Raw genomic sequence first — 22,194 nt, forward strand, 5'->3', positions numbered from 1 at the left:
TCAGCCGCCGATTAGAGCAGACTCTTTCTGATCTGGAGGGCCAGCAGGGCGCACTTATGTTTGATGGCGCGCCATTAGACGATGAAACAAAGGAACTTTTGAAGGCCAGTTTAGAGCACAGCATACGAGTTGCCAAAATCAACGCCAAAAAATTTACAAACAAGCGTTATCTCAACTCTGAGAATCAGGAGAAGTGATTTTGTTGGATATACATAATGAAGTCGCCTATTTAAAGCGATACTACAAAACAGATGATCCTTTTGATATTATCCGGGCCAAAAACATCCTTCTCTTGTATGAAGAGCTCGGTCTTATCAGAGGTTACTACAATCTTGTACTACGCCAAAAACAAATACATCTTAACTGTAATCTTGAAGGTATTCAGCGAATTTTTACTGCTACCCATGAGTTAGGCCATGCCATTATGCATCCAAAAGCAAATACACCCTTTTTGCTAGCGAATACCTATCAGTCGGTAGATAAATTAGAAATAGAGGCCAATAAATTCGCTGTTGAATTTTTGATTACAGATGATACTTTATATGAATATTTCAAATATCAAGAATATACTATCGAGCAGGTGGCACGTATATTGGGCTACCAAAAAGAATTAATTGAATTAAGATTAAAATAGCATTCATAATGAAACGAGGGAGTCAAATGAGTATTAAAGGTAAATCCCAAGAACTTTTTATAGGAAAGACAGAGATCAATATACAGGATTTTCAGTGGGGGTATAAATTAAAAAAAATGCCATATGAAACTATCTCCCATATAGAGTATTGTTTCCGTACTATGACGGAAGGCGGGTATATGGATTTTCACGATAGCTATGGACATTTTGAGCGCTTTTTCTTTCCTCAAAAATCCAATGCTGCCATACAACGTGCTGTTGATTTTATATCAGAGCATTACCCTGACCTCTCCATTGAAAAACATGACTTATCAAGTGACCCTTTTTACTCTAAAAATATTTTTATTGTAATAATATCGCTTTTCTTTTTGTGGCCCGTTGGGCTAATCCTGTATTGGTGCACTGGTAAAAGAACTCTGGCAGAAAGGATACTCTTTACTGTAGGAATTTTAGGAATCCATATTGCTATTCTTTGTGTCGCTTATTGGAATGCATTTGTGATAACTCAGAGCGCATTTGACGAAATAAATACATATTTAAATCAAATTAGATCTTTGTACTAAAAAACCGCCCGGTGCTACCAACACCGAACGGCTTTAAATAAATTTTCTGTACAGGCCCGGAGGTCTGACACAATATAGATTAACCACTCATATTGTACCATACCTCCGTGCACCTGTACAGGTGTATTTTTTTACCCATTTTTAAGGAGGAATGATATATGGCATCAATCAGGAAACGCGGAAACAGTTACCAAATCACCGTAAGCAATGGATATGATATAACCGGGAAAAAGATACTGGAAACCGCCACATGGACTCCCGATCCAGGGATGAAAAAGCGGGAACTGGAGCTGGCTCTAAATGCATTTGCTGTGGATTTTGAGCGCGAAGTAAAATCCGGTAAAAACGTAAAGGGCGGCCGAATGACCCTACAGGAGCTCTCCAGACCCTACTTGAAGGACATGGCTCCCCCAACTCTAGCCCGAACGACTTATGCCGATTACAAAAAACGTCTTGAAATGCGGATCCTGCCAGCTATGGGACATATCCAGATAGAAAATATCCATCAAAAGGATATCAATAGTTACAGGAAGATGCTGGAAGAAAATTATATAAGCCCCATCACCAAAAAGCCCTTATCACCGGCATCCATCAAAAAAGACTGCCTTGTAATCAGCGCACTTCTCAGTTATGCAGTATCTGAGGGGTTGCTTGATATGAATATGCTGATCTACTCCGGCAAGGTATCAGGCCGCCGGCAGCCTCGTAAAGAAACAAAGCCAAGGTATTTCACCCTCGAAGAGCTGACCCGCTTCATAGATGCCCTGGAGCGCCCTATAGACGTTGTACACCGTGAACATGAATCCCGGCAAAATGGAAATGTACGCACTGTCAAAGCCTACACTCAGACGATACACGTAAAACTCAAGTGGAAACTGTATTTCTATATTGCTCTCTTCATTGGAGATCGGAGAGGCGAAAACATATCCCTCACCTGGGAGGATATCAATATGGATACCAACGAAATCAACATTGATAAGTCCACAGACTATGTAGATGGTAGCATGGAGCTTAAAGACACCAAAACACATAATGAACGTCAGAATACAGTCCCCGCCTATGTAATTAATCTGGCAAAAGCATGGAAAGCTGAGCAGATGCAGCAGTGTCTGAAAGCAGGTGAAAACTGGAAAGGATACCACGGAAAGGATTACAATAAGAATTTTGTCTTTACCCAGGCAAGTGGGAAACAGATGCATATCTGCAGTCCAGCCGGAGAATATCAGAGGATCATCCGAATGTATAACCAATATGTGGCCGAAACACCCGAACAGCGTATTCCAGAAAACGTACCGCCCCATGGGCTCCGTCACTCTGCTGCTGCAATCCTGATCGCCAACAATATGGATGCTCGGACTGTTGCCGGAATACTTGGTCACGCAGATCCCTCTACTACTCTAAATATCTATTCTTATTTCTTCAAAAACAAAGGCACAGAAGCCTCTTCTATCATGGAACAGCAGTTACTATCCCACGTAGTAGTCAAATAGTAGTCATTCTATCCGACAGAAAGTATGTTCTTTTTATGGCAAAATAAAAACCCCTTGATTTTACAAGGGGTTTTTACAGCCACTGGCCGGACTCGAACCGGCGACCCACGCATTACGAATGCGTTGCGCTACCAACTGCGCTACAGTGGCAATCCTTAAGATGAAAAACGGCTGCTGCAGTGCAACAGCCATCTCATCAATGACCTGACCGGGAATCGAACCCGGGTTTACGCCGTGAGAGGGCGTCGTCTTGACCGCTTGACCATCAGGCCTTTAGAAAAATCGAGGCGACGTGATTCGAACACGCGGCCTCTGCGTCCCGAACGCAGCGCTCTACCAAACTGAGCCACGCCTCGATTACAGACGATAGTATAATATAATTTTCAAAAAATGTCAACTATAAATTTTCAAAATTTTTTAAAAAATTATAACTATTCAGCCATGTCACTTTCTTGTTTTCAAAATGACTGGCCAGGAAACTGTTTTTTTGCCTCTGGCATATAAAAGCAGCCCGCCCAGGCTTTTGGTGGGCGAACTGCTTTTAATATGTTATATTACTGCCCTATCCCAAATACCCTTCAATAAAGATAAACAGTACGATCAGCGGAAGAATATAGCTTACATATACTCTCGCCCAGGCCGGGAATGGAAGGCCGTCTCCTTCGTTTGCTTCCTTTAAGAAGTTTTTAAAGCCCCATCCGTAACGGCTGGTGCAAAACAGCAGATACAGCACGCTTCCGATGGGCAGCAGATTATTGCTTAAAATAAAGTCCTCCAGATCCTGGATCGTAGTTCCAGGCCCTAATGGCTGAAAACCGCTCCATACATTAAAACCAAGCACACAGGGCATGGACAGAAGAATAATTGCAATAATATTCCAGAAAACCGCCTTTTTTACGGAACAGCCGGTTAAGTCTGTCGCAAAGGAAATGATATTCTGAAATACGGCGATGACCGTAGACAGAGCAGCAAAGGCCATAAATATAAAAAACAGTGCTCCCCACAGCCGTCCCCCTGCCATATGGTTAAATACATTGGGAAGCGTAATGAAGATAAGGGAGGGGCCGGAGGCAGGCTCGATCTCATAGGCAAAGCAGGCCGGGAAGATGATCAGGCCTGACATAAATGCCACCATGGTATCTAAAAGCGCAATGCTGATCGCCTCTCCGGTCAGCCTCTTTTCTCTGCCGATATAACTTCCAAAGATCGCCAGAGCGCCGATTCCAATGCTCAGCGTAAAGAAGGACTGGCCCATGGCTGCAAACACAGCTTCCCCCAGGCCTGCTTCTCTCATTTTTCCAAAATCGGGCTTCAAATAAAATTCAAGTCCCGGAGCGCCGCCCTCTAAAAATACGGAGTGAACGGCCAGCACCAACAAAAGGACAAAAAGCAGAAGCATCATTCCCTTTGTAATGCGCTCTACACCGGCTACCAGTCCCTGTGCACAGATGGCAAAGCATATCAGCACTATGATAACCATAAAGAGGGTCATTACTGCAGGATTAGCCAGCATATTGTCAAACTCCCTGGCTGTTGCCTCTGCATCCAGCCCCGTAAAATCACCCTTAAGCATCTTTAAGAAGTAAAGAACCATCCAGCCGGCTACTGTGGTGTAGAACATCATTAGCATATAGTTTCCTGCCATGGCAATATACTTTGTCAGATGCCATTTACTGCCCTTTGGCTCCAGTACATCGAAGGAAAGAGCCGCGCTTTTTTTACTGGCCCGGCCTACGGAAAATTCCATCACCACGATGGGAAGGCCAAGAACCAGAAGAAATGCAAGGTAGATCAGTACAAAAGCTGCTCCCCCGTATTTCCCCACAATATAGGGAAAACGCCATACATTGCCCAGACCGATTGCGCATCCTGCTGAGATCAGGATAAAGCCCAGTCTGGAGGAAAATTTTTCACGTTCCATTTTCTTTTCATATCTCCCATTTCATATTTTTTCCGGCTTTGTTAAAAGCCTGATTGGCTGTCGCCTCTTTTATAAGTCAAACAGCGACAGCTGATTGGACTGAGGCAGATCCTTTAAAAGCCCCAGATCCGCCATCAGAGCACAGATGGTTCCGTTCACACGGGTACGGCTGGAAAAATCCTCCACTGAAAGGAAGGGGCCATCCTTTACCGCATCTACCACGGCATCTGCCGCCTTTTCTCCCAGACCGTCGATACTGCTTAATGACGGCATCAGCCTGCCGTCGATAATCTGGAAGCTTCTTGCCTTTGCCCGATAGATATCTAATGGCATAAATTCAAACCCTCTGGCATACATTTCCTGGACAATCCTCATGTCGCGCAGCGTATCCTGCTCCTTTTTAGACAGGGTATCCGCCCGTTTTTTGTAGTCCGCCAGATAATACTCCAGCTTGTCCCGGCCCTGACACATGATCTCATAAGAGAAAGCGCTGGCACGAATACTGAAAAAGGCGGCATAATAAGCCAGCGGATAAAAGATCTTGCAGTAAGCAATCCGCCACGCCATCATAACGTAAGCGGCCGCATGGGCCTTGGGGAACATATATTTAATTTTTTTACAGGACCAGATATACCAGTCAGGTACTCCATGAGCCGTCATTTCCGCTTCCCACTCCGGCTTTAAGCCCTTGCCCTTTCGCACGCTTTCCATGATGGTGAAGGAAAGCCCCTGTTCCATTCCTCTGGCGATCAGATAAACCATGATATCATCACGGGTACAGATAGCGGTCTGAATGGTTGCCTTTCCCTCCTGGATCAATGTCTGGGCGTTTCCCAGCCATACATCAGTGCCATGGGCCAGGCCGGCGATCCGCACCAGATCGGAGAAATATTTCGGCTTGGTATCTAAGAGCATCTGCATGGCAAAATCTGTACCAAACTCCGGGACGCCCAAGGCTCCCAGAGGACAGCCGCCGATATCATCCGGCGTAATCCCCAGGGCAGAGGTATCCTGAAACAGGCTCATGACCTCCGGGCTGTCTAAAGGGATATCCTTTACGGGATCCAGACCGATCAGATCCTGCAGCATACGGATCATGGTAGGATCATCGTGTCCCAGAATATCCAGCTTTAACAGGTTGTGGTCAATGGAATGATAGTCAAAGTGGGTGGTCACGGTGGAGGTGGTCATATCGTTAGCCGGGTGCTGCACCGGAGTAAAGGAATAGATCTCTTCTCCCAGAGGAAGCACGATGATTCCGCCGGGGTGCTGTCCCGTGGTACGGCGTACACCTACACAGCCCTGAACGATGCGGTTGATCTCACAATTGCGCTTTCTCGTCCCCCGTTCCTCATAGTATTTTTTTACATAGCCGAAGGCAGTTTTATCTGCCAGCGTACCGATGGTGCCTGCGCGGAAGGTCTGGCCCTTTCCGAAGATAACCTCCGTATAATCGTGAGCCTTGCTCTGATACTCACCAGAGAAGTTCAAATCGATGTCCGGCTCCTTGTCGCCCTTAAATCCAAGGAAGGTTTCAAAAGGAATGTCAAATCCGTCCTTTTCCAGAGGGGTTCCGCAGACAGGGCAGGCTTTATCAGGCATATCGCAGCCCGCCATTCCGGAAAATCCCTTTACCTCCTCAGAGTCAAAGTCATAGTAACGGCACTTTGGACAATGGTAATGAGGGCTTAAGGGGTTTACTTCTGTGATACCGGACATAGTAGCTACAAAGGACGAACCCACAGAGCCTCTGGACCCCACTAGATAGCCGTCCTCGTTTGACTTCCAAACCAGTTTCTGGGCAATGATGTACATAACGGCAAAGCCATTGGTGATGATGGAGTGAAGCTCTCTCTCCAGCCGGTCCACTACGATCTTGGGAAGATTCTCACCGTACATCTCATGAGCCCTGTCATAACAGATCTTTGTCAGTGTCTTATCTGAATCCGGGATTACCGGAGGACACTTGTCCGGCCGTACCGGTGCGATTTTTTCACACATTTCTGAAATTTTTCTGGTATTTGTCACTACTACTTCGTACGATTTATCCGGCCCAAGATAAGCAAATTCCTCCAGCATCTCCTCCGTAGTCCGAAGGTATAGGGGCGCCTGGTCATCCGAATCCTTAAAGCCCTGTCCTGCCATAATGATCCTTCGGTAAACCTCATCCTGCGGATCCAGAAAATGGACATCGCAGGTAGCACAGACCAGTTTTCCGAACTGAGTTCCCAAATCTACGATTTTTTTGTTGATCTCAATGAGATCCTCCTTTGTCTTTACGGTACTCTTTTCATCACGCAGCATGAAAGCGTTGTTTCCCAAAGGCTGAATCTCCAGATAGTCGTAGAAATTTACCAGTCTTGCGATCTCCGCATCCGGCGCGCCTCTTAAAAGCGCCTGATACAGCTCTCCCGCCTCGCAGGCGGATCCTATGATAAGTCCCTCCCTGTGAGCGTTTAAGATGCTTTTGGGAATCCTGGGACGCCTGGAAAAATAATCCAGATGAGACCAGCTCACTAAACGGTAGAGATTCACGCGGCCAATATCATTTTTTGCCAGAATGATCACATGGCTGGTAGGCAGCTTCATAATCGTCTGCGCATCCATGGCGCTAAGACCGTTCAGCTGGTCTAAATCCTCAATATCACGGCCCCGAAGCATTTTTATAAAAGCTGTGAAAATCTCTGCCGTAGCTCCTGCGTCGTCTACCGCCCGGTGATGATTCTGCAGGGAAATGTTTAAGGCCTTGGCTACGGTATCCAGTTTAAAACGGTTCAGGTTCGGCAAAAGAAGTCTTGCCAGCGATACTGTATCCAGCACCGTCGGTTCAAAAGCCAGGCCCAGTTCTTCGGCATTGTGGCTGATAAAGCTGACATCAAAGCCCGCATTGTGGGCCACCAGGGCAGAATCGCCCACAAATTCCAGAAACTGAGGCAGAACCACATCAATCTTTGGAGATGGAAGTACCATGGCGTCATTGATGCCCGTAAGCTTTTCGATGTCAAAGGGAATAGGCACATCAGGATTTACGAAACTGGAAAAACGGTCTGTGATTACACCATCCACTACCTTTACTGCACCGATCTCAATGATTCGGTTTTTTAAGGGGCTAAAGCCCGTGGTCTCAATATCGAAAACAACGTAGGAATCTTTAAAGCTCTGTCCCCTGGAATGTTCCACCAGCTGCTTGGTGTCGTCTACCAGATAGCCCTCCACTCCGTATATGACCTTGAAGCTGTCACCTTTATCCAGCGCATGGTTGGCATCCGGGAAGGCCTGGACACAGCCATGGTCCGTGACTGCAATGGAGGACATCCCCCATTTTTTTGCCCGTTTGATGATGTCCTTTACCTCGGAAACGCCGTCCATATCGCTCATTTTGGTATGACAGTGGAGTTCCACACGCTTTTCAATGCTGCTGTCCATGCGTTTGCTGGTAAAGTCCTCTCCCTTTTTAATACCTACAATAGAGCCTAAGGTCAGTTCTCCGTCAAATTTGTCAATCGTAGTCACGCCCTTTATCTTAAGGAACATTCCCTTCTGGATAACGGCCTTTACCTCTTCAAATATTTCGGGGCGGATAAACATTTTAGCTGTGATGGTATCTGTAAAGTCTGTAATATCAAAGGTCAGGATAAACTTGCCGCTTCGCAGTTCTCTGTTTTCACAGGTCAGCACCTGGCCCCTAAGAGTCACTTCTCCGATCTCCCCGTCAATTGTTTCGATATCCAGGAAATCATCGTCAAAATCCCGGCCATAGAGTACGTCTGGATTGTTGGAGCGCTTGACAGAGAACTTCTTATCCTCTCCAAAACCATTGTCCTTATTATGTCCCCAGCCCTTGCGGCCCTTGTTTAACTGAGGGCGTCCTCCGCCCTTCTGCCCGGCATTTGCGCCGTTTCCTGCCCCGGACTCCCCTGCTTTGCCAGCATCCATGCCAGAAGAAACTGCCAAAACAGCCGTATCCTCCCCACCGATATCACCGGAAGCGGCCTGAGCCATAAGCATATCCCAGGGAGCGCTGTCCTCTGGCTTACCCATGAAGGCTTCCTTTTGCCCGGAAGTCTGTTTTAACAGTTCCTTGCCTTCCAGACCTTCTGATGAAAAGCCGCCCATTGCTGCCAGTTCTTCCTTATGGTTCTTCCAGTAAATAGTCTGCGCTTCCCGTTCGATCTTCTGCTCCAGCTGTTTTCTGCGCTCACCTCCCAGGGAGGGAACAAAAGCAAACTGCACCTCTACCGGGAGGCCGCACCGCTCTGTAAAAACCTTTTCCAATACCCTCTTGAGCTCACCCGTGCGATCCCTGTTTACCATGGTATCCTCCACTGTCAGGGTCATCAGGTCCTCTTTTTCAAAAGCCACCTGCGCTTTGCGGAACATGGTATACTCGATGATACTGTAATGTTTCAGTTCCAAAAGCAGGCTGTCCTTATACATTTTCAGAAGCTTTTCAGGCGTATACTGCCCGGAAAGACGGTATTTTTCCTGAATCTTCACAGTTACCTGTTTGTCCGGAAACAGTTGATTTTTGATTCCTTTTTCCAGGTCGTAGATATTCTGTTTGTGTATGAGCCGCGGACTTTTCACATAGACGCGAATAGAGCTTCTATCTCTGGTGGAGGTGACCTTTTCCACCTCCGTCAGAGCTAAAAGCTCCTTAAGCGGCTCTGCGATATTTAAAGAAGGAAAAACCTCCAGAAAATTCTTTGCCATATAGATTACTTCTTTCTTTCTTCTGCCATGGCGGTAAGCTCTGCCTCCAGCGCTCCAAGCAGCTGATCCTCTGGTACCTTGCGGATGATCTTCCCCTTTTTGATCAGCAGCCCTTCTCCGATTCCTCCGGCGATGCCAATATCGGCTTCCTTTGCTTCACCGGGGCCGTTTACAACACAGCCCATAACAGCCACCTTTAATCCATCCAGGCCTTCCAGGCCGGACACCATCGTCTCGACCTGATTTGCAAGACCAATCAGGTCGATTCTAGTACGGCCGCAGGTGGGACAGGAAACAACCTCCACGCCGCCGGCGCGAAGGCCCAGGGTTTTTAAGATCCTTTTTGCAGACTTGACCTCCTCCTCCGGGTCCCCGGTCAGAGATACCCGGATGGTATCTCCAATGCCCTGATACAGGATAATCCCAAGGCCTACTGCAGATTTGATATTGCCGGACAGGAGTGTTCCTGATTCTGTGATACCCACATGAAGAGGATAATCTGTCTTTTGGGCAATGAGCTCATGTGCGCGGATGCACATCAGCACATCCGAAGATTTTATACTGATTACCAGATTGCCGTAATCCATATCTTCGATCATTTTCACCTTGTCGAGAGCGCTTTCTACGATCCCCTCTGCCGTCACCCCGCCATATTTGGCGATCAGGCCCTTTTCAAGAGAACCGCTGTTTACGCCAACCCGGATCGGGATCCCCCGTTCTTTTGCAGCATTTACCACCGCTTTTACCCGGTCGATGCTTCCAATGTTTCCGGGATTAATACGTATTTTATCAGCACCGTTTTCCATAGCCGCAATAGCCAGCCGGTAGTCGAAATGGATATCCGCCACCAGCGGGATATGAATTTCCTTCTTGATCTGTGAGATGGCCGACGCCGCTTCCATCGTAGGCACCGCCACCCGGATTATCTCGCAGCCTGCCTCCTCCAGACGGCGGATCTGTGCGATCGTAGCCGCTGTATCCTCTGTTTTTGTATTGCACATGGATTGAATCAGCACCGGATTTCCACCGCCGATGACCCTGTTTCCGATTGCGATCACCCGTGTATCGTATCTCGTCATCTTACATTCTCCTTGCTTCCAGTCAGAACAATTTCCTCATGTCGTTAAATAATATAATTACCATTAAAGCCAGCAAAAACACCATACCTGCCGTATGGATCATGGCCTCCTTTTCACGGTCAATGGGCTTTTTGCGAAGGGCCTCTATAATAAGGAAAAACAGCCGTCCGCCGTCCAGCGCCGGAAAAGGAAGCAGATTCATCACTCCAAGGTTGGCGCTGAGCAGGATTCCGAAATTGATTAACGTCAGAACAACCGCCTTTTTTCCGCCTGCTGCTGAGGCTTCGGAAACGCTCTGGTCAATCGTGGATACAATGCCAACGGGACCGCTGATATCATCCACGGACACCGCGCCGTGAAACATCATATAAAAAGAATCAAATACGTAGCGGATCCAGAACTGCACCTCATAAACCGCCTGTTTTGCGATCTCAAAAAGATTGGCCGGCTGCCTGATCCCGTAGGCAAACTCTACTCCAATCATCTTCCGTCCGTTTTCGGCTGAAACCGGCGTAACAACTGCCTTATAGGTTCTGGCGGTTCCATCCTCCAGCGTCCGCTTCCAGGTCAGGTTCAGTTCCTTTCCTGGATGGGTCAGCGTATAAGTTGTAAAATCACGGAAACTGTGTATCGACCGCCCATTGACCTTTGTGATCACATCTCCCGCCTGGATCCCGGCCTGCTCTGCCGGAAGGCCTGCCTGAACCGCCTGGACCCTGGGAATATCATAGGAGCCGGTGGCCCCAACCATGATCATGGCAAGGCAGAAAGCAAGGATAAAATTAAACAACGGTCCCCCTGCAATAACCGCAATCCTGGCCCATACAGATTTGTTCCCAAAGGCGCGATCATCCTCCGCCTCTTCGTCCTCTCCCAGCATGAGGCAGGAACCTCCAAAAGGAAATGCCTTAACAGAATAGCGGGTGCCTCCTTTTTCAAAGCTTAAAAGCCTTGGGCCCATTCCCAGGGAAAATTCCACTACTCCGATGCCGCCCCACTTGGCAAAAAGAAAATGTCCCAGTTCATGGATCAGAATAATAATACCAAGGATCAGGATTGATAATATGATATTCATCTGCCTTTATGATTTCCTTTCTATAATTCAATATTTTACTATCTCTGGATGGGTGTGTTCACCGGCAGATGATACCGCCTCTTACGACAGCCCCCATTTTTCCATGATAAAGTCATAGGTTTCCTGCTCGGCTTCCAGAATCTGATCCACATCCGGCGCATTTACCATATGGTGACTCTCCATGGCTGCCTGGATCATATCTGTAATCGTCAGATAGTATATCTTTTTTTGCAGGAACAGTTCTACCGCCCGCTCATTGGCCGCATTGAATACCGTAGGGAGGGAACCGCCCGCTCTTGCGGCGTTATAGGCCAGCTTAAGTCCGGGGAAGGTTTCCATATCCGGCACATCGAATGTAATTTCCCTGAGCTTTGTAAAATCCAGCCGGTCTCCCGGAAGGAACCGCCGTTTCGGATAATACAGGGCATACTGGATTGGAAGCTTCATGTCCGGCGTTCCCAGCTGCGCCATCACAGCTCCGTCCTCATACTCGATCATGGAATGAATCACACTGGCCGGCTGGATGACCACCTGGATCTGATCCATCTCCACGTCAAAAAGCCAGCGGGCCTCCATTACCTCCAGCCCCTTATTTACCAGGGTGGAGGAATCAATTGTGATCTTCTTTCCCATTGCCCAGTTTGGATGCTTTAAGGCATCCTCCGCCTGGACATGAAGCAGCTGCTCTCGGGTGCGCCCCCGGAAGGGGCCTCCTGAAGCAGTGAGGAGTATCTTGTAGATTTTGTTCCCGCCGGCGCCCTGAATACACTGGAAGATAGCCGAATGCTCCGAATCCACCGGCAGGATTTTCACGCCCATTTTCCGTGCCAAAGGCATGATGATATGGCCGGCCGTTACCAGTGTTTCCTTATTTGCCAGAGCAATATCCTTTCCCGCCTCCATGGCTGCAATAGTGGGACGGATACCTATCATGCCGACGATTGCAGTAACTACGATCTGTGCCTCCGGTTCCGTAGCCGCCTCTATCAGGCCTTCCAGCCCGCTTACGACTTTCACCTCCAGGTCTGCAATGCGGACTTTTAATTCAGCCGCCGCCTTTTCATCCCACAGACAGGCTGTCTTAGGGTGAAATTCACGTACCTGCTTTTCTAACAGTTCCACATTGGAGCCTGCTGCCAGGGCGGTGATCTCAATATCCTGATTGTACCTTACGATTTCCAACGTCTGGGTACCTATGGAACCGGTGGAACCCAGAACCGAGATCTTCTTTCTCATAACTTATATTCTCCTCAATCAACGAAAATACACATTTTCACGAATACATTCATCCCAAAAAGGTGAGAGCAAAGAAAATAGCCGGCGCCGTAAAGATCATACTGTCAAACCGGTCTAAGATCCCGCCGTGACCTGGTATGAGGTGGCCGTAATCCTTGATATCATGGTTGCGCTTGATGGCTGAGGCCGCCAGATCACCGATCTGAGAGATTACAGCTGCAATCGCACAGGCTGCGGTGCACACCAGTTTCGGATCGGAAATCCCTCTCATCTGTCCCCCAAACACAGAGGCAAACAGGAAGCCTAAAAGAGCCGCCCCAACCGTACCGCCCACAGCGCCCTCTATGGATTTTTTGGGGCTTAACACTGGAGCCAGTCTGTGCTTTCCTAAAAGCATCCCGCTGCAGTAGGCGCAGGTGTCGCATCCCCAGGAGCTGAGAAAAATCAGCCAGACCGCATAGGCCCCGTCCTGCATCTCCCTGGTCTGATACAGAAAGGACAGCATCACCGGCACATAACACACGCCAAAAAAGGCCCCTGTAATCTCCTCTGTCTTATACTTTGGAAATGTGAACACATAAAGGGACATCATCGCCATCAGCGAAAGAATGATCATCAGCGTCAGATGCTGCTGCCCCTCCCACCACAGGATGCCGTAATAGGAAAGAGCCGTTATATAACCGACCACGCCCACCGAACGCGTTTCGATCTTTAAGACTCGGTACAGTTCAAAGAGGCCGATCAATGAGATCAGGGCTGTCACCGCAAATAAAAGCAGACCTCCCTGACCTACAAAGAACACCGCTAACAGTACCAGTATGATTCCGCTTATCAGTCGTGTGGTAAACATGGACTTCTCCTTTTCTACTTTACTCCGCCGAACCGCCTGTCCCTTTTATTATACTGAAGGATCGCCTTTTCCAGCTCTTCCTGATCAAAATCAGGCCACAGGCAGTCGGTTACGTAGAGCTCGGTATAGGCCAGCTGCCATAAAAGATAATTGGACAGACGCAGTTCTCCGCTGGTGCGGATCAGAAGATCCGGATCCGGGATATCGGCTGTATCCAGATAGGCGGCGAAGCCCTCTTCTGTCAGCTGCTTCGGATCTGCCTTGCCTGCTGCAGCATCTGCGGCAAATTTAGCGGCTGCCCGACGGATCTCATCTCTTCCTCCATAATTGACCGCGATCACAAAGGTCAGACCGGTATTATCCTTTGTCTCATCTTCCAGCCGGTTGATACCGGCAATTATATCCTTAGCAAATCGGGTTCTGTCCCCAATCATCTTAACACGGACATTGTTGGCGGAGGCTATTTTCAAAAGGCGTACCATATAGTAGCGGAACAGCTGCATCAGGGCGCCTACCTCCTCAGAAGAACGTTTCCAGTTCTCCGTAGAAAATCCGTATACTGTCAGATAACGGATCCCCAGCCTGGCGGCAATCTCCACCGTTTTTTCTACGGTGACGCAGCCTTCCTTATGTCCCAGAGTACGGGGAAGCCCCCTCTTTTTTGCCCAGCGCCCGTTTCCGTCCAGAATCAGAGCCACATGAGCCGGTATTGCCACATTCGTATCTAAAGCCATATCCCTTCCGCCTTTCTTCTGTACACTCTCAAAAAGAGGCAGGAGTCGCTCCTGCCCCCATATATAGGAAGTATCCCGATCCAGCCGCTTAAACGGTCATGATCTCCTTTGTCTTATCTTCCACCAGACGGTCTACCTTCTCGATCATCTTATCTGTCAGCTTCTGCATCTTCTCTGTGGTCTCAGCCAGCTCGTCCTCAGAGATATCGCCTGCCTTCTCAGCTTTCTTAAACGCATCGTTGGCATCCCGCCGGATATTGCGGATGGCTACCTTGGCGTTATCGCCCTTCTTCTTTACATCCTTTGCAACTTCCTTTCTGCGGTCCTCTGTCATCTCAGGGAAGATCAGGCGGATGCAGCTTCCGTCATTGGTGGGGTTGATGCCAAGCTCCGAAGTCAGAATGGCCTTCTCAATCGCCTTTAACAGGCTCTTCTCCCACGGCTGGATCACGATCATGCGCGCCTCAGGAACGGAGATATTTCCTACCTGCTGAAGAGGGGTGGGCGTACCGTAGTAATCTACCTTGATTTTGTCTAAAACATGGGGATTGGCACGGCCTGCGCGGATAGTGCCGTAATCGGATATCAGTACATCCAGTGTCTTATTCATCTTTTCCTCATAAAACTTTAAATCTTCCATATGTCCTCCTGTAACACAGGCCGTAAACGCCTGTTTAATTTTACGAAAATAACAATATCCTGATCTTTAAAACAGCCGGCTACGCCGTAACGATTGTGCCGTTAATCCGTCCCTGCATCGCGTTTGCAATACCGTCAGGCTCATTTAAACTGAATACTGCCATAGGCATCCTGTGCTCCATACACATAATGGAGGCAGTCAGATCCACAACGGCCAGCTGTCTGTCGATTACCTCCTGGATGGAAATGGTATCGTACTTCTTAGCCGCAGGATTGATCTTCGGATCACTGTCGTATACGCCGTCGATGGCCTTTGCCAGAAGAATACAGTCTGCATCCATCTCAATCGCCCGAAGGGCAATGCCCGTATCAGTTGAGAAATAGGGATGGCCCGTGCCGCCGGCAAAGAATACCACCGTGCCGCGCTGGAAATACCTGTTGGCGCTATCCTTTGAAAACAGCTTTGTCATGGAGCCGCATTCAAACGGAGTCAATATCTGCGTATTCATCCCTGCATTTCTGAAGATCTCGGATACATAGATACAGTTCATAATGGTAGCCAGCATACCGATCTGATCCGCCTTTGTGCGGTCAATGGCCTCGCTGGTGCGTCCTCTCCAGAAGTTGCCTCCTCCGATGACGATTCCTACCTGAACCCCCGCATCCACAGACAGCTTTACCTGTCTGGCCACCTCTTTTACCGTGTCCTCATCAAAACCCGTCTTTTTCGGTCCGGCCAGAGCCTCGCCGCTTAATTTTAAAAATACTCGGTTCATTTTCATGAATGGATCTCTCCTTATGTTCACTTATCATCCACCAGCCGGGAAATGGCGGCAGATGATATTCTGAGAACAGTATAGCATACTCCGGTCAATTTGCAAAGAAAAAGGAAACAACTTTTCTATTTTTCAGCATTTTTAATTTAAAATTGAGGTTTTTCCCCTATTGTATTATAATAGAAACGATTGGTGTACCAGGAAGCTTTCCAAAATACACACTACACTCAGGGAGGTCCATGTATGGAATGGTTTAAAAAGAACAAAAAAGAGACGGAACACGTCCGGGAAACAGTAAAGGGGCTGAATGATCGTTCCTTTCAGATTCCAGCCAAAGGCGTGGTGATGAAGGTCTATCTGGAAAACTTCAAAAATCTCAATAAATCTTTCGGATATGATTACTGTGAGGCGCTTCTTGCTCAGATTACAGATTATTTAAACGGTGTATCCGGCAGCAGGGTATTCCGCTATATCGGCGTGGAATTTATGATCGTGCTGGAAGGTGCAGGGGAAGGTGCGGCCTGCGATCTGGCTGCTAAAATCTTAGAACGGTTTGAGAGTGTATGGACTGTCGGCGAGTCAGACTGCGTCTGCTCCGCTCAGATCGGCATCTGCTCCTGCCCCACCTATGCTGAGGATATGGCTTCCCTTTTAAAGAATCTGGATGCGGCCGTAGCTGCCGCCGAAGAATGCGGCCCCAACCAGTATGCTGTCTTTGACTCCAAACTTCATGGACAGGCTCTGCGCCGTCAGGCCATTGCCCGCTATCTTCAGACTGCTCTGGAAAAAAAGGAGATCGAGGTCCGCTACCGCCCCACCTACAGCCTGAAGTCCGGGCGTTTTACCAGAGCCGACTCTTATATGCGCATTTTCATCCAGGGGATCGGCCTCATTGGCGCAGGGGAATTTATGCCGATCGCTGAGGATTCCGGGCAGATTCGGGCAATCGGCTATTATGCCCTGGAGGATGCAGGCCGTTTTATTGCCCGCCTTCTTAAAGCCCAAAGGGAGTTTGAGTCTATTTGTATCCCCGTTTCTCCCATTCTTCTGATCCAGGAAGATTTTGTTGACCAGGTGGAGAACGTGATCGCCCGATATGAAATCCCGGCAGGGAAACTGGCTTTAGAGCTGGATGATACGGCACTCTCTTCGGTCTATTTAAATGTAAATATCACCATGCAGCAGCTGGCAGATCTTGGGGTGGAGCTGGTGCTTAACCACTTTGGTTCCGGCTGCGCTCCCGTTACAGGCATACTGGATCTGCCCGTAAACACGGTGAAATTAGAGCGTATGTTTGTATGGGAATTAGAGACGAATCCTGCTTCTGCCGCCATCGCCGGGGGACTGATCCAAATCGCCAAGGATCTGAATATCCATATCATCGCAGAAGGCGTAGAAACAGAAAACCAGCTAAACGCCCTAAACAGCTATGGCTGCGAATATCAGCAGGGTTTTTACTATGCTCCCACAATGGACAAGGAGACACTGGTGAAGGTACTGGGCCATACCCTGGAAGAATCACGGATCACCGTCGAAGAAGAAAAGCGGAAAATGGCGCGTTAAGAGAGGACGGGAGGATTATGAACGAGAGAGAAGAAATTATCCAGTTGTGGTTTGAAATGTGGCTGAAACAGCAGGATCTGGGAATAGACCATATTTTTACAGAGGATGTCATTTACACAGAAAGCTGGAGTCCGCAATACCGCAGTCGGGAAGCCGTAAAGCACTGGTTTGAGGAATGGAATACCCGGGGCAGAGTGGCTGTCTGGGATATTAAACAATTTTTTCACAAGGAAAATCAGACGGTTGCAGAATGGTATTTTAAGAATGAAATGGCTTCGGGAAAAACGGAAGAATTTGACGGTATTTCTCTGGTAGAATGGACAGCTGAAAATCAGATAAAGTCATTAAAGGAATTTGGCTGCAATCGCAGCCATTACAACCCTTATGAATCTGGCGATACCCCCCGGTTCAGAGATCAACAGGCAAATTGGTTTTGAATGGACGGGAACCTGAAAGTCTCCTCCCAGCGGGAGGTTTTCAGGTTCCTGCTCTTAATTTTGCCAGGATCTGATGGGCGTCTGCTGTTTCCATGACACCACACAGATCGTAGATCTTTCCCGCAAGTTCCGGATCATCTCCCGTATTTTTAACCACCCAGGCCCTGGAAACGTCGGCCTGATAAAGACGCAGGATCTTTGCTGTCAGGAAAAGGATCTCCTTGTCCTTCTTCTCCTGTATATGTCGTTTCTGCTGGCGCTCGTACCGGCTTCTTTTCAGCTTTTCCCGTTTCGCAATGGCATCTTCCGGTGTGCCGTAGCCTTTTTCCAGCCAGATGGTTTCCAGCGTATAGGCCCCGTCCTCTATGGTGATCACAGCCATTGAAAGCGGCAGCGTGCCGCGCTTGTAGCCGCAGCTTCCGGGATTCAGCCAAAGCCGTCCGTTTATCTCCTGCTGCTGATACATATGGGAATGGCCGAAAATTACCACCTGAACGTCTCCCAGACTGCCCGGAATATTCGTTCTTTCATGGGCCATAATGAATTTCACGCCGCCGATTTCAAAGCGCTTAATTCCCGGAAGGCCTCCAGACCATCCCCTGTCATTGTTTCCTCTTACCGCAAAAAGAGGCTGGCCTACCTCCAGCTTATGATAGAGCATCTGTGTATCAAAATCTCCGGCGTGTATAATCACGTCGCAGGTCTCCAGGATCCTCTCCACCTCCGGCCTCAAAACGCCGTGTGTATCCGCTATAACAGCTGCCCGTATCGGTTCCCGTCCCATTGATTGCCCTCCTAAATATCAACCCCACTGCCCTGTTTTCAGGGAAATATCCGGTTATTTTCATCCGGTTTACTGTTTTTTTCTGCACAGCAGCGGTCAGAGGTGCCTATCTTTTCCTTCACTGCCGGCAGCGATTTATAATTATAAGGAATAATTTATGTTTTTTCAATAGAATCTGCGGGGAATTTGCAGACCCTATAAGCGCGTGCACCCTTTGGACAAAAACCGGTATTTTCTGACGATTTTGTGAACTTTATTGTACGAAGCCATTTGATGTGCTACAATGCAGTTATTATACTTTGAAAAATACCAAAAGGAGAACCTTTGACCATGAAAAAATACAACCGACTTCTTCCTGCCCTTGGAGCTGCCCTGCTTTTCACTCTTGGCTCTGCTTTCTCTGCCCAGGCCGCCGATATCGGCTGGGTCAGCGAGGACGGCGTCTGGCGTTATAAAGACTCTTCCGGAAATTATGTAACCAACGCATGGAAAGCCTCAGGAGACTCCCTGTTCTATCTGGGAAGCGACGGAAAGATGGCGGTGAGCCAGTGGATCGATGATGAATCCTATGTAAATGAAAACGGAGCCATGGTGAAAAATTCCTGGATCCATGTGACGGAAACCGGCGGGCAGAAGCCAGCGGGCTGGTATTATGTGGACTCAAAGGGAAAGCTGGAAAAAGACGGATGGGAGACCCTTGGGAATTATAAGTATTCCTTTGACAGCGAAGGAAAAATGCGGACCGGATGGTTTTTTGACGGCGACGATATCTACTACCTGGGCGGCGAGGATCAGGGCTATGCAAAAACCGGCTGGCAGTGCCTTGATTTCGACGAGGAGGATAAGCCGGAGGACGGCGATATCTCTGAATCCCGCTCTTCTGCTTCGGATTCTTCCAAGTGGTTCTATTTTCAGTCCAACGGGAAGGCAAAGCGGGCCAAGGACAAAACCTATGCAGCCGAGACCATCAATGATAAAAAATACTATTTTGACGAGGACGGCGTGATGATGACCGGATGGATCGCCGTGGAGGAGGAAGCGGAAGCCGGCGATACCACAGGCATCAGCCGTTTTGTGTACCTTGGCGGCGATAATGACGGAACCATGGCCAGAGACACCTGGCTGGAACTGACCGACCACCCGGCAAGCTCGGAGGACAAGGACGCTATCACCGAGGGAGACAGCGATGAGATGCCTGAGGACGGCGATTCTAACTGGTACTACTTTGAAAGCGACGGCACCCCCGCCTATTTAAATGCCAAGGCCTCCACCATGAGCCGCGCCACTGCAAAGATCGGCGGAAACTCCTATTTCTTTAATCCCTATGGCGTACGTCAGACGGGTATGATCCGTATTGTAAATGCTTCCGGCGAAGAGATGGTCGGATACTTCGGAACCAGTGATTCAGACGGGAAAATGGTCACTGGCAAGAAGTCAGGCTTAAGCGTGGACGGCGATACGGGTACCTACTATTTCTCTGATTCCGGTTCCGACAAAGGCGCCGGCCTAAGCGGCACAAAGGACGGCTATCTCTATTATCAGGGACGTCTGGTAGAGGCGGAGGACGGCTCTGACTTTCAGGTATTTGAGGTAAAAAACAAGCTGTACCTTGTCAATGAATCGGGAAAGGTTCAGACGGACAGCAAGAACTATAAGGTAGACGGAAACTATATGTATAAGATTTCCGGAGGCACCATTTACTATATTGATGACGATAAAAATGTAGAAGGCAAGGTAGAAGCATCTGATGCCTCTACCCTGCCGGAAGTGATCTTTGATAAGGAATATGTTTTAAACTAATATTCTAAAGATCTCATACCGATATACGTTCCGGCCGGCGGTTCCCCAGGAGCGCTTCATGGAGGATCACCCCTCTAAAAGCCACTTTGTAAGCTCCCTGCAGGGGCCGCCCGGCCGGCTTTCAAATACATCTACAAAATTTAATGCAGCTCCCCGTTCCTTAAAGGCAGGGTATAAAAATCCAAATTCAGGCGTACCCGGTTCGTATTCTCCGATCAGGCTGCTTACGGTGCAGATCAGATATTCGTATACCTCATCTGAGCCTTCCAGCCATTCCTTATCTGATCCTTTTACGGGAACGTCATAACGGCCGTGAAACAGAAAGCAGGACCAGGGACGGCCCGGCCGGTATTTCTCTCCGATCAATTCATAAAAAAGATCTGTAAAAGCGTCATTTTTCATTCCACATTCCTTGATGGCGGTCAAAAGCTGCCACAGACCTCCAGGCCGCCTGGCCTGATCCGTCAGCCGATATTCCTTTAGCTGAGTATTGGTATCTGAAAAAAGAACGGTCTTGGCCAGGGCAAGATTTTTTGCCCGATCTGCCTGGGACAGCTTTAAAAAATTTGTGTTAAACGTACCGTCTGCATAGCTTTCCTCATCAAAATAGGCCCCGGCAATCCGTCCGACGGAAGAACGTGCGGGTGTCAGCCTCCTGGTCAGTTCAAGCATATCGTCTCTGTTTATCATATTTGTCTCCCTCTCTTACCGTTTCTTCTGAACGTTTTCGCTGATAGTTTAACGCGTATTGGCCCTAATAGCAATCCTCGTTTTCAGCTGGAGCCAGGAATACGCCTCTTCAGAAACAGTGGAAAGAAAAAATGCTGTCTATATTTGTATTTTTTTTTGTTTTATTGTGCAAAAAAGAGAACCTGTCATTTTTTACTCCTGTAATGGAATAAAATTCAATCTGGGTATTGATTTTTAGGTTTCATTTCGTTTATGCTTAGAAAGAAGCATTACACATACAATATGATAGCGAGGTATATGACATGAAACCGTTCAAAGAAGGAAAAGTTCGTGAGATCTATGACAATGGTGACAGCCTGATCATGGTTGCTACTGACCGCATCAGCTGCTTTGACGTGATCCTGCACAACATCGTGTCAGGGAAGGGTTCTGTACTGACTCAGATGTCCAAATTCTGGTTTGACTTTACAAAGGATATCCTTCCCAACCACATGATATCTGTGGATGTAAAGGATATGCCTGAGTTTTTCCAGAAGCCTGAATTTGAAGGAAAGAGCATGATGTGCAAAAAGCTTACCATGATCCCTGTAGAGTGCATTGTAAGAGGCTATATTACAGGCAGCGGCTGGAAGAGCTATCAGGAGAACGGCACCGTATGCGGCATCCGGCTTCCCGAAGGCTTAAAGGAGTCTGAAAAGCTTCCTGAGCCTATCTATACCCCTTCTACCAAGGCTGAGATCGGTGATCATGATGAAAATATCTCCTTTGAGCAGAGTATTTCCCATCTGGAGAAGTATTTCCCAGGAAAAGGGGAGCACTACGCAACCCTGATCCGCGATTATACACTTGCTCTTTATAAGAAATGTGCAGACTACGCTTTAAGCCGCGGCATCATTATCGCTGACACTAAGTTTGAGTTTGGTCTTGACGAAGAAGGCAATGTAGTGTTAGGAGACGAGATGCTCACTCCCGACAGTTCCCGTTTCTGGCCTGCAGACGGCTACGAGGCAGGTCATTCCCAGCCATCCTTTGATAAGCAGTTTGCAAGAGACTGGCTTACCTCCCATCCGGGCAATGACTGGACGCTGCCTGAGGAAATTGTCAAAAAAACCATTGACAAGTATCTTCAGAGCTATGAAATGCTGACTGGCAAAACGCTTAAGTAACGGTTTTTGATCCGCTGGCAGCAACGTGAATATACAGGAAGCAG

The 22,194-nt window shown here is 48.2% G+C and carries 18 protein-coding genes, 3 tRNA genes and 1 pseudogene; 8 read left to right on the plus strand and 14 right to left on the minus strand.

The genetic code is table 11. From position 1 onward, the window contains the following. From HW447_RS02450 to HW447_RS02465, 4 genes and pseudogenes are all read left to right on the plus strand, one after another. Positions 1-197: pseudogene (locus tag HW447_RS02450) on the plus strand (transcriptional regulator); the annotation flags it as partial. Continuing rightward, positions 194-634 (plus strand): ImmA/IrrE family metallo-endopeptidase, encoded by a 441-nt coding sequence (locus HW447_RS02455; RefSeq protein ID WP_176253755.1) that lies wholly within the window; start codon positions 194-196, stop codon positions 632-634. The pseudogene HW447_RS02450 and the gene HW447_RS02455, both read left to right, overlap by 4 nt. A gap of 26 nt (positions 635-660) precedes the next feature. Next, positions 661-1,197 (plus strand): hypothetical protein, encoded by a 537-nt coding sequence (locus tag HW447_RS02460; protein ID WP_176253756.1) that lies wholly within the window; start codon positions 661-663, stop codon positions 1,195-1,197. A gap of 158 nt (positions 1,198-1,355) precedes the next feature. Next, complete coding sequence (locus HW447_RS02465) at positions 1,356-2,687, plus strand: tyrosine-type recombinase/integrase (RefSeq protein ID WP_176253757.1); 1,332 nt, start codon at positions 1,356-1,358, stop codon at positions 2,685-2,687. A gap of 77 nt (positions 2,688-2,764) precedes the next feature. On the opposite strand, the gene HW447_RS02470 is transcribed toward HW447_RS02465, so the two are convergent. The 12 genes from HW447_RS02470 to pyrH form a co-directional block, all read right to left on the minus strand. Further along, positions 2,765-2,837, minus strand: a tRNA-Thr gene (locus HW447_RS02470). Between the two features lie 50 nt (positions 2,838-2,887). Then, a tRNA-Glu gene (locus tag HW447_RS02475) sits at positions 2,888-2,959 on the minus strand. 10 nt (positions 2,960-2,969) lie between these two features. After that, positions 2,970-3,043 (minus strand) — tRNA-Pro (locus HW447_RS02480). Between the two features lie 206 nt (positions 3,044-3,249). After that, positions 3,250-4,608, minus strand: a complete 1,359-nt coding sequence (locus HW447_RS02485) for a sodium-dependent transporter (RefSeq protein WP_176253758.1) — start codon at positions 4,606-4,608, stop codon at positions 3,250-3,252. A 69-nt stretch (positions 4,609-4,677) separates the two neighbouring features. Further along, positions 4,678-9,321 (minus strand): PolC-type DNA polymerase III, encoded by a 4,644-nt coding sequence (locus tag HW447_RS02490; protein WP_176253759.1) that lies wholly within the window; start codon positions 9,319-9,321, stop codon positions 4,678-4,680. 5 nt (positions 9,322-9,326) lie between these two features. Continuing rightward, positions 9,327-10,400: a flavodoxin-dependent (E)-4-hydroxy-3-methylbut-2-enyl-diphosphate synthase gene (ispG, locus tag HW447_RS02495; protein WP_176253760.1), complete on the minus strand. Its 1,074-nt coding sequence runs from the start codon at positions 10,398-10,400 to the stop codon at positions 9,327-9,329. Between the two features lie 22 nt (positions 10,401-10,422). Further along, positions 10,423-11,475, minus strand: coding sequence for an RIP metalloprotease RseP (rseP, locus tag HW447_RS02500; RefSeq protein WP_176253761.1), 1,053 nt, complete (start codon positions 11,473-11,475; stop codon positions 10,423-10,425). Positions 11,476-11,556: 81 nt separating this feature from the next. Continuing rightward, positions 11,557-12,711, minus strand: a complete 1,155-nt coding sequence (locus tag HW447_RS02505) for a 1-deoxy-D-xylulose-5-phosphate reductoisomerase (RefSeq protein ID WP_176253762.1) — start codon at positions 12,709-12,711, stop codon at positions 11,557-11,559. Between the two features lie 49 nt (positions 12,712-12,760). Then, entirely contained in the window at positions 12,761-13,561 is an 801-nt protein-coding gene (locus tag HW447_RS02510; RefSeq protein ID WP_176253763.1) for a phosphatidate cytidylyltransferase, read from the minus strand. Between the two features lie 14 nt (positions 13,562-13,575). Beyond that, positions 13,576-14,295 (minus strand): isoprenyl transferase, encoded by a 720-nt coding sequence (locus HW447_RS02515; protein WP_176253764.1) that lies wholly within the window; start codon positions 14,293-14,295, stop codon positions 13,576-13,578. Between the two features lie 88 nt (positions 14,296-14,383). Beyond that, a complete protein-coding gene (frr, locus tag HW447_RS02520) occupies positions 14,384-14,935 on the minus strand; it encodes a ribosome recycling factor (protein WP_176253765.1) in 552 nt (183 codons plus the stop codon). Between the two features lie 79 nt (positions 14,936-15,014). After that, positions 15,015-15,716: a UMP kinase gene (gene pyrH, locus HW447_RS02525; RefSeq protein WP_176253766.1), complete on the minus strand. Its 702-nt coding sequence runs from the start codon at positions 15,714-15,716 to the stop codon at positions 15,015-15,017. A gap of 237 nt (positions 15,717-15,953) precedes the next feature. Here pyrH and HW447_RS02530 point away from each other — a divergent pair, with 237 nt between their 5' ends. Next, a complete protein-coding gene (locus HW447_RS02530) occupies positions 15,954-17,273 on the plus strand; it encodes a GGDEF domain-containing phosphodiesterase (RefSeq protein ID WP_176253767.1) in 1,320 nt (439 codons plus the stop codon). A gap of 17 nt (positions 17,274-17,290) precedes the next feature. Continuing rightward, on the plus strand, positions 17,291-17,710 hold the full coding sequence (locus HW447_RS02535) for a nuclear transport factor 2 family protein (protein WP_176253768.1): 420 nt from the start codon (positions 17,291-17,293) through the stop codon (positions 17,708-17,710). Positions 17,711-17,750: 40 nt separating this feature from the next. Here HW447_RS02535 and HW447_RS02540 read toward each other — a convergent pair whose 3' ends face one another. Beyond that, positions 17,751-18,494 carry a metallophosphoesterase family protein gene (locus HW447_RS02540; protein WP_176253769.1) on the minus strand — a complete coding sequence of 248 codons (744 nt, stop codon included), beginning with the start codon at positions 18,492-18,494 and terminating at the stop codon, positions 17,751-17,753. 330 nt (positions 18,495-18,824) lie between these two features. Between HW447_RS02540 and HW447_RS02545 the strand changes: the two genes are divergently transcribed. Then, positions 18,825-20,294 carry a cell wall-binding protein gene (locus HW447_RS02545; protein WP_176253770.1) on the plus strand — a complete coding sequence of 490 codons (1,470 nt, stop codon included), beginning with the start codon at positions 18,825-18,827 and terminating at the stop codon, positions 20,292-20,294. A 66-nt stretch (positions 20,295-20,360) separates the two neighbouring features. Here HW447_RS02545 and HW447_RS02550 read toward each other — a convergent pair whose 3' ends face one another. Next, positions 20,361-20,984 (minus strand): DUF4317 family protein, encoded by a 624-nt coding sequence (locus tag HW447_RS02550; RefSeq protein WP_176253771.1) that lies wholly within the window; start codon positions 20,982-20,984, stop codon positions 20,361-20,363. Between the two features lie 275 nt (positions 20,985-21,259). On the opposite strand from HW447_RS02550, the gene HW447_RS02555 reads away from it, so the two are divergent. After that, positions 21,260-22,150 carry a phosphoribosylaminoimidazolesuccinocarboxamide synthase gene (locus tag HW447_RS02555; protein WP_279285652.1) on the plus strand — a complete coding sequence of 297 codons (891 nt, stop codon included), beginning with the start codon at positions 21,260-21,262 and terminating at the stop codon, positions 22,148-22,150. Positions 22,151-22,194: the final 44 nt, after the last annotated feature.

The sequence above is a fragment of the Enterocloster alcoholdehydrogenati genome (genome assembly GCF_013282095.1).
Classification (GTDB): Bacteria; Bacillota; Clostridia; order Lachnospirales; family Lachnospiraceae; genus Enterocloster; species Enterocloster alcoholdehydrogenati.

Bases quoted from the DNA above. Each gene is read 5' to 3' on its own strand.
- HW447_RS02465 (WP_176253757.1), top strand. From the start codon at position 1,356: ATGGCATCAATCAGGAAACGCGGAAACAGTTACCAAATCACCGTAAGC.
- HW447_RS02545 (WP_176253770.1), top strand. From the start codon at position 18,825: ATGAAAAAATACAACCGACTTCTTCCTGCCCTTGGAGCTGCCCTGCTT.
- ispG (WP_176253760.1), bottom strand. From the start codon at position 10,400: ATGACGAGATACGATACACGGGTGATCGCAATCGGAAACAGGGTCATC.
- HW447_RS02540 (WP_176253769.1), bottom strand. From the start codon at position 18,494: ATGGGACGGGAACCGATACGGGCAGCTGTTATAGCGGATACACACGGC.
- HW447_RS02535 (WP_176253768.1), top strand. From the start codon at position 17,291: ATGAACGAGAGAGAAGAAATTATCCAGTTGTGGTTTGAAATGTGGCTG.
- HW447_RS02505 (WP_176253762.1), bottom strand. From the start codon at position 12,711: ATGAGAAAGAAGATCTCGGTTCTGGGTTCCACCGGTTCCATAGGTACC.
- frr (WP_176253765.1), bottom strand. From the start codon at position 14,935: ATGGAAGATTTAAAGTTTTATGAGGAAAAGATGAATAAGACACTGGAT.
- rseP (WP_176253761.1), bottom strand. From the start codon at position 11,475: ATGAATATCATATTATCAATCCTGATCCTTGGTATTATTATTCTGATC.
- HW447_RS02485 (WP_176253758.1), bottom strand. From the start codon at position 4,608: ATGGAACGTGAAAAATTTTCCTCCAGACTGGGCTTTATCCTGATCTCA.
- HW447_RS02515 (WP_176253764.1), bottom strand. From the start codon at position 14,295: ATGGCTTTAGATACGAATGTGGCAATACCGGCTCATGTGGCTCTGATT.
- HW447_RS02510 (WP_176253763.1), bottom strand. From the start codon at position 13,561: ATGTTTACCACACGACTGATAAGCGGAATCATACTGGTACTGTTAGCG.
- HW447_RS02460 (WP_176253756.1), top strand. From the start codon at position 661: ATGAGTATTAAAGGTAAATCCCAAGAACTTTTTATAGGAAAGACAGAG.
- pyrH (WP_176253766.1), bottom strand. From the start codon at position 15,716: ATGAAAATGAACCGAGTATTTTTAAAATTAAGCGGCGAGGCTCTGGCC.
- HW447_RS02550 (WP_176253771.1), bottom strand. From the start codon at position 20,984: ATGATAAACAGAGACGATATGCTTGAACTGACCAGGAGGCTGACACCC.
- HW447_RS02490 (WP_176253759.1), bottom strand. From the start codon at position 9,321: ATGGCAAAGAATTTTCTGGAGGTTTTTCCTTCTTTAAATATCGCAGAG.
- HW447_RS02530 (WP_176253767.1), top strand. From the start codon at position 15,954: ATGGAATGGTTTAAAAAGAACAAAAAAGAGACGGAACACGTCCGGGAA.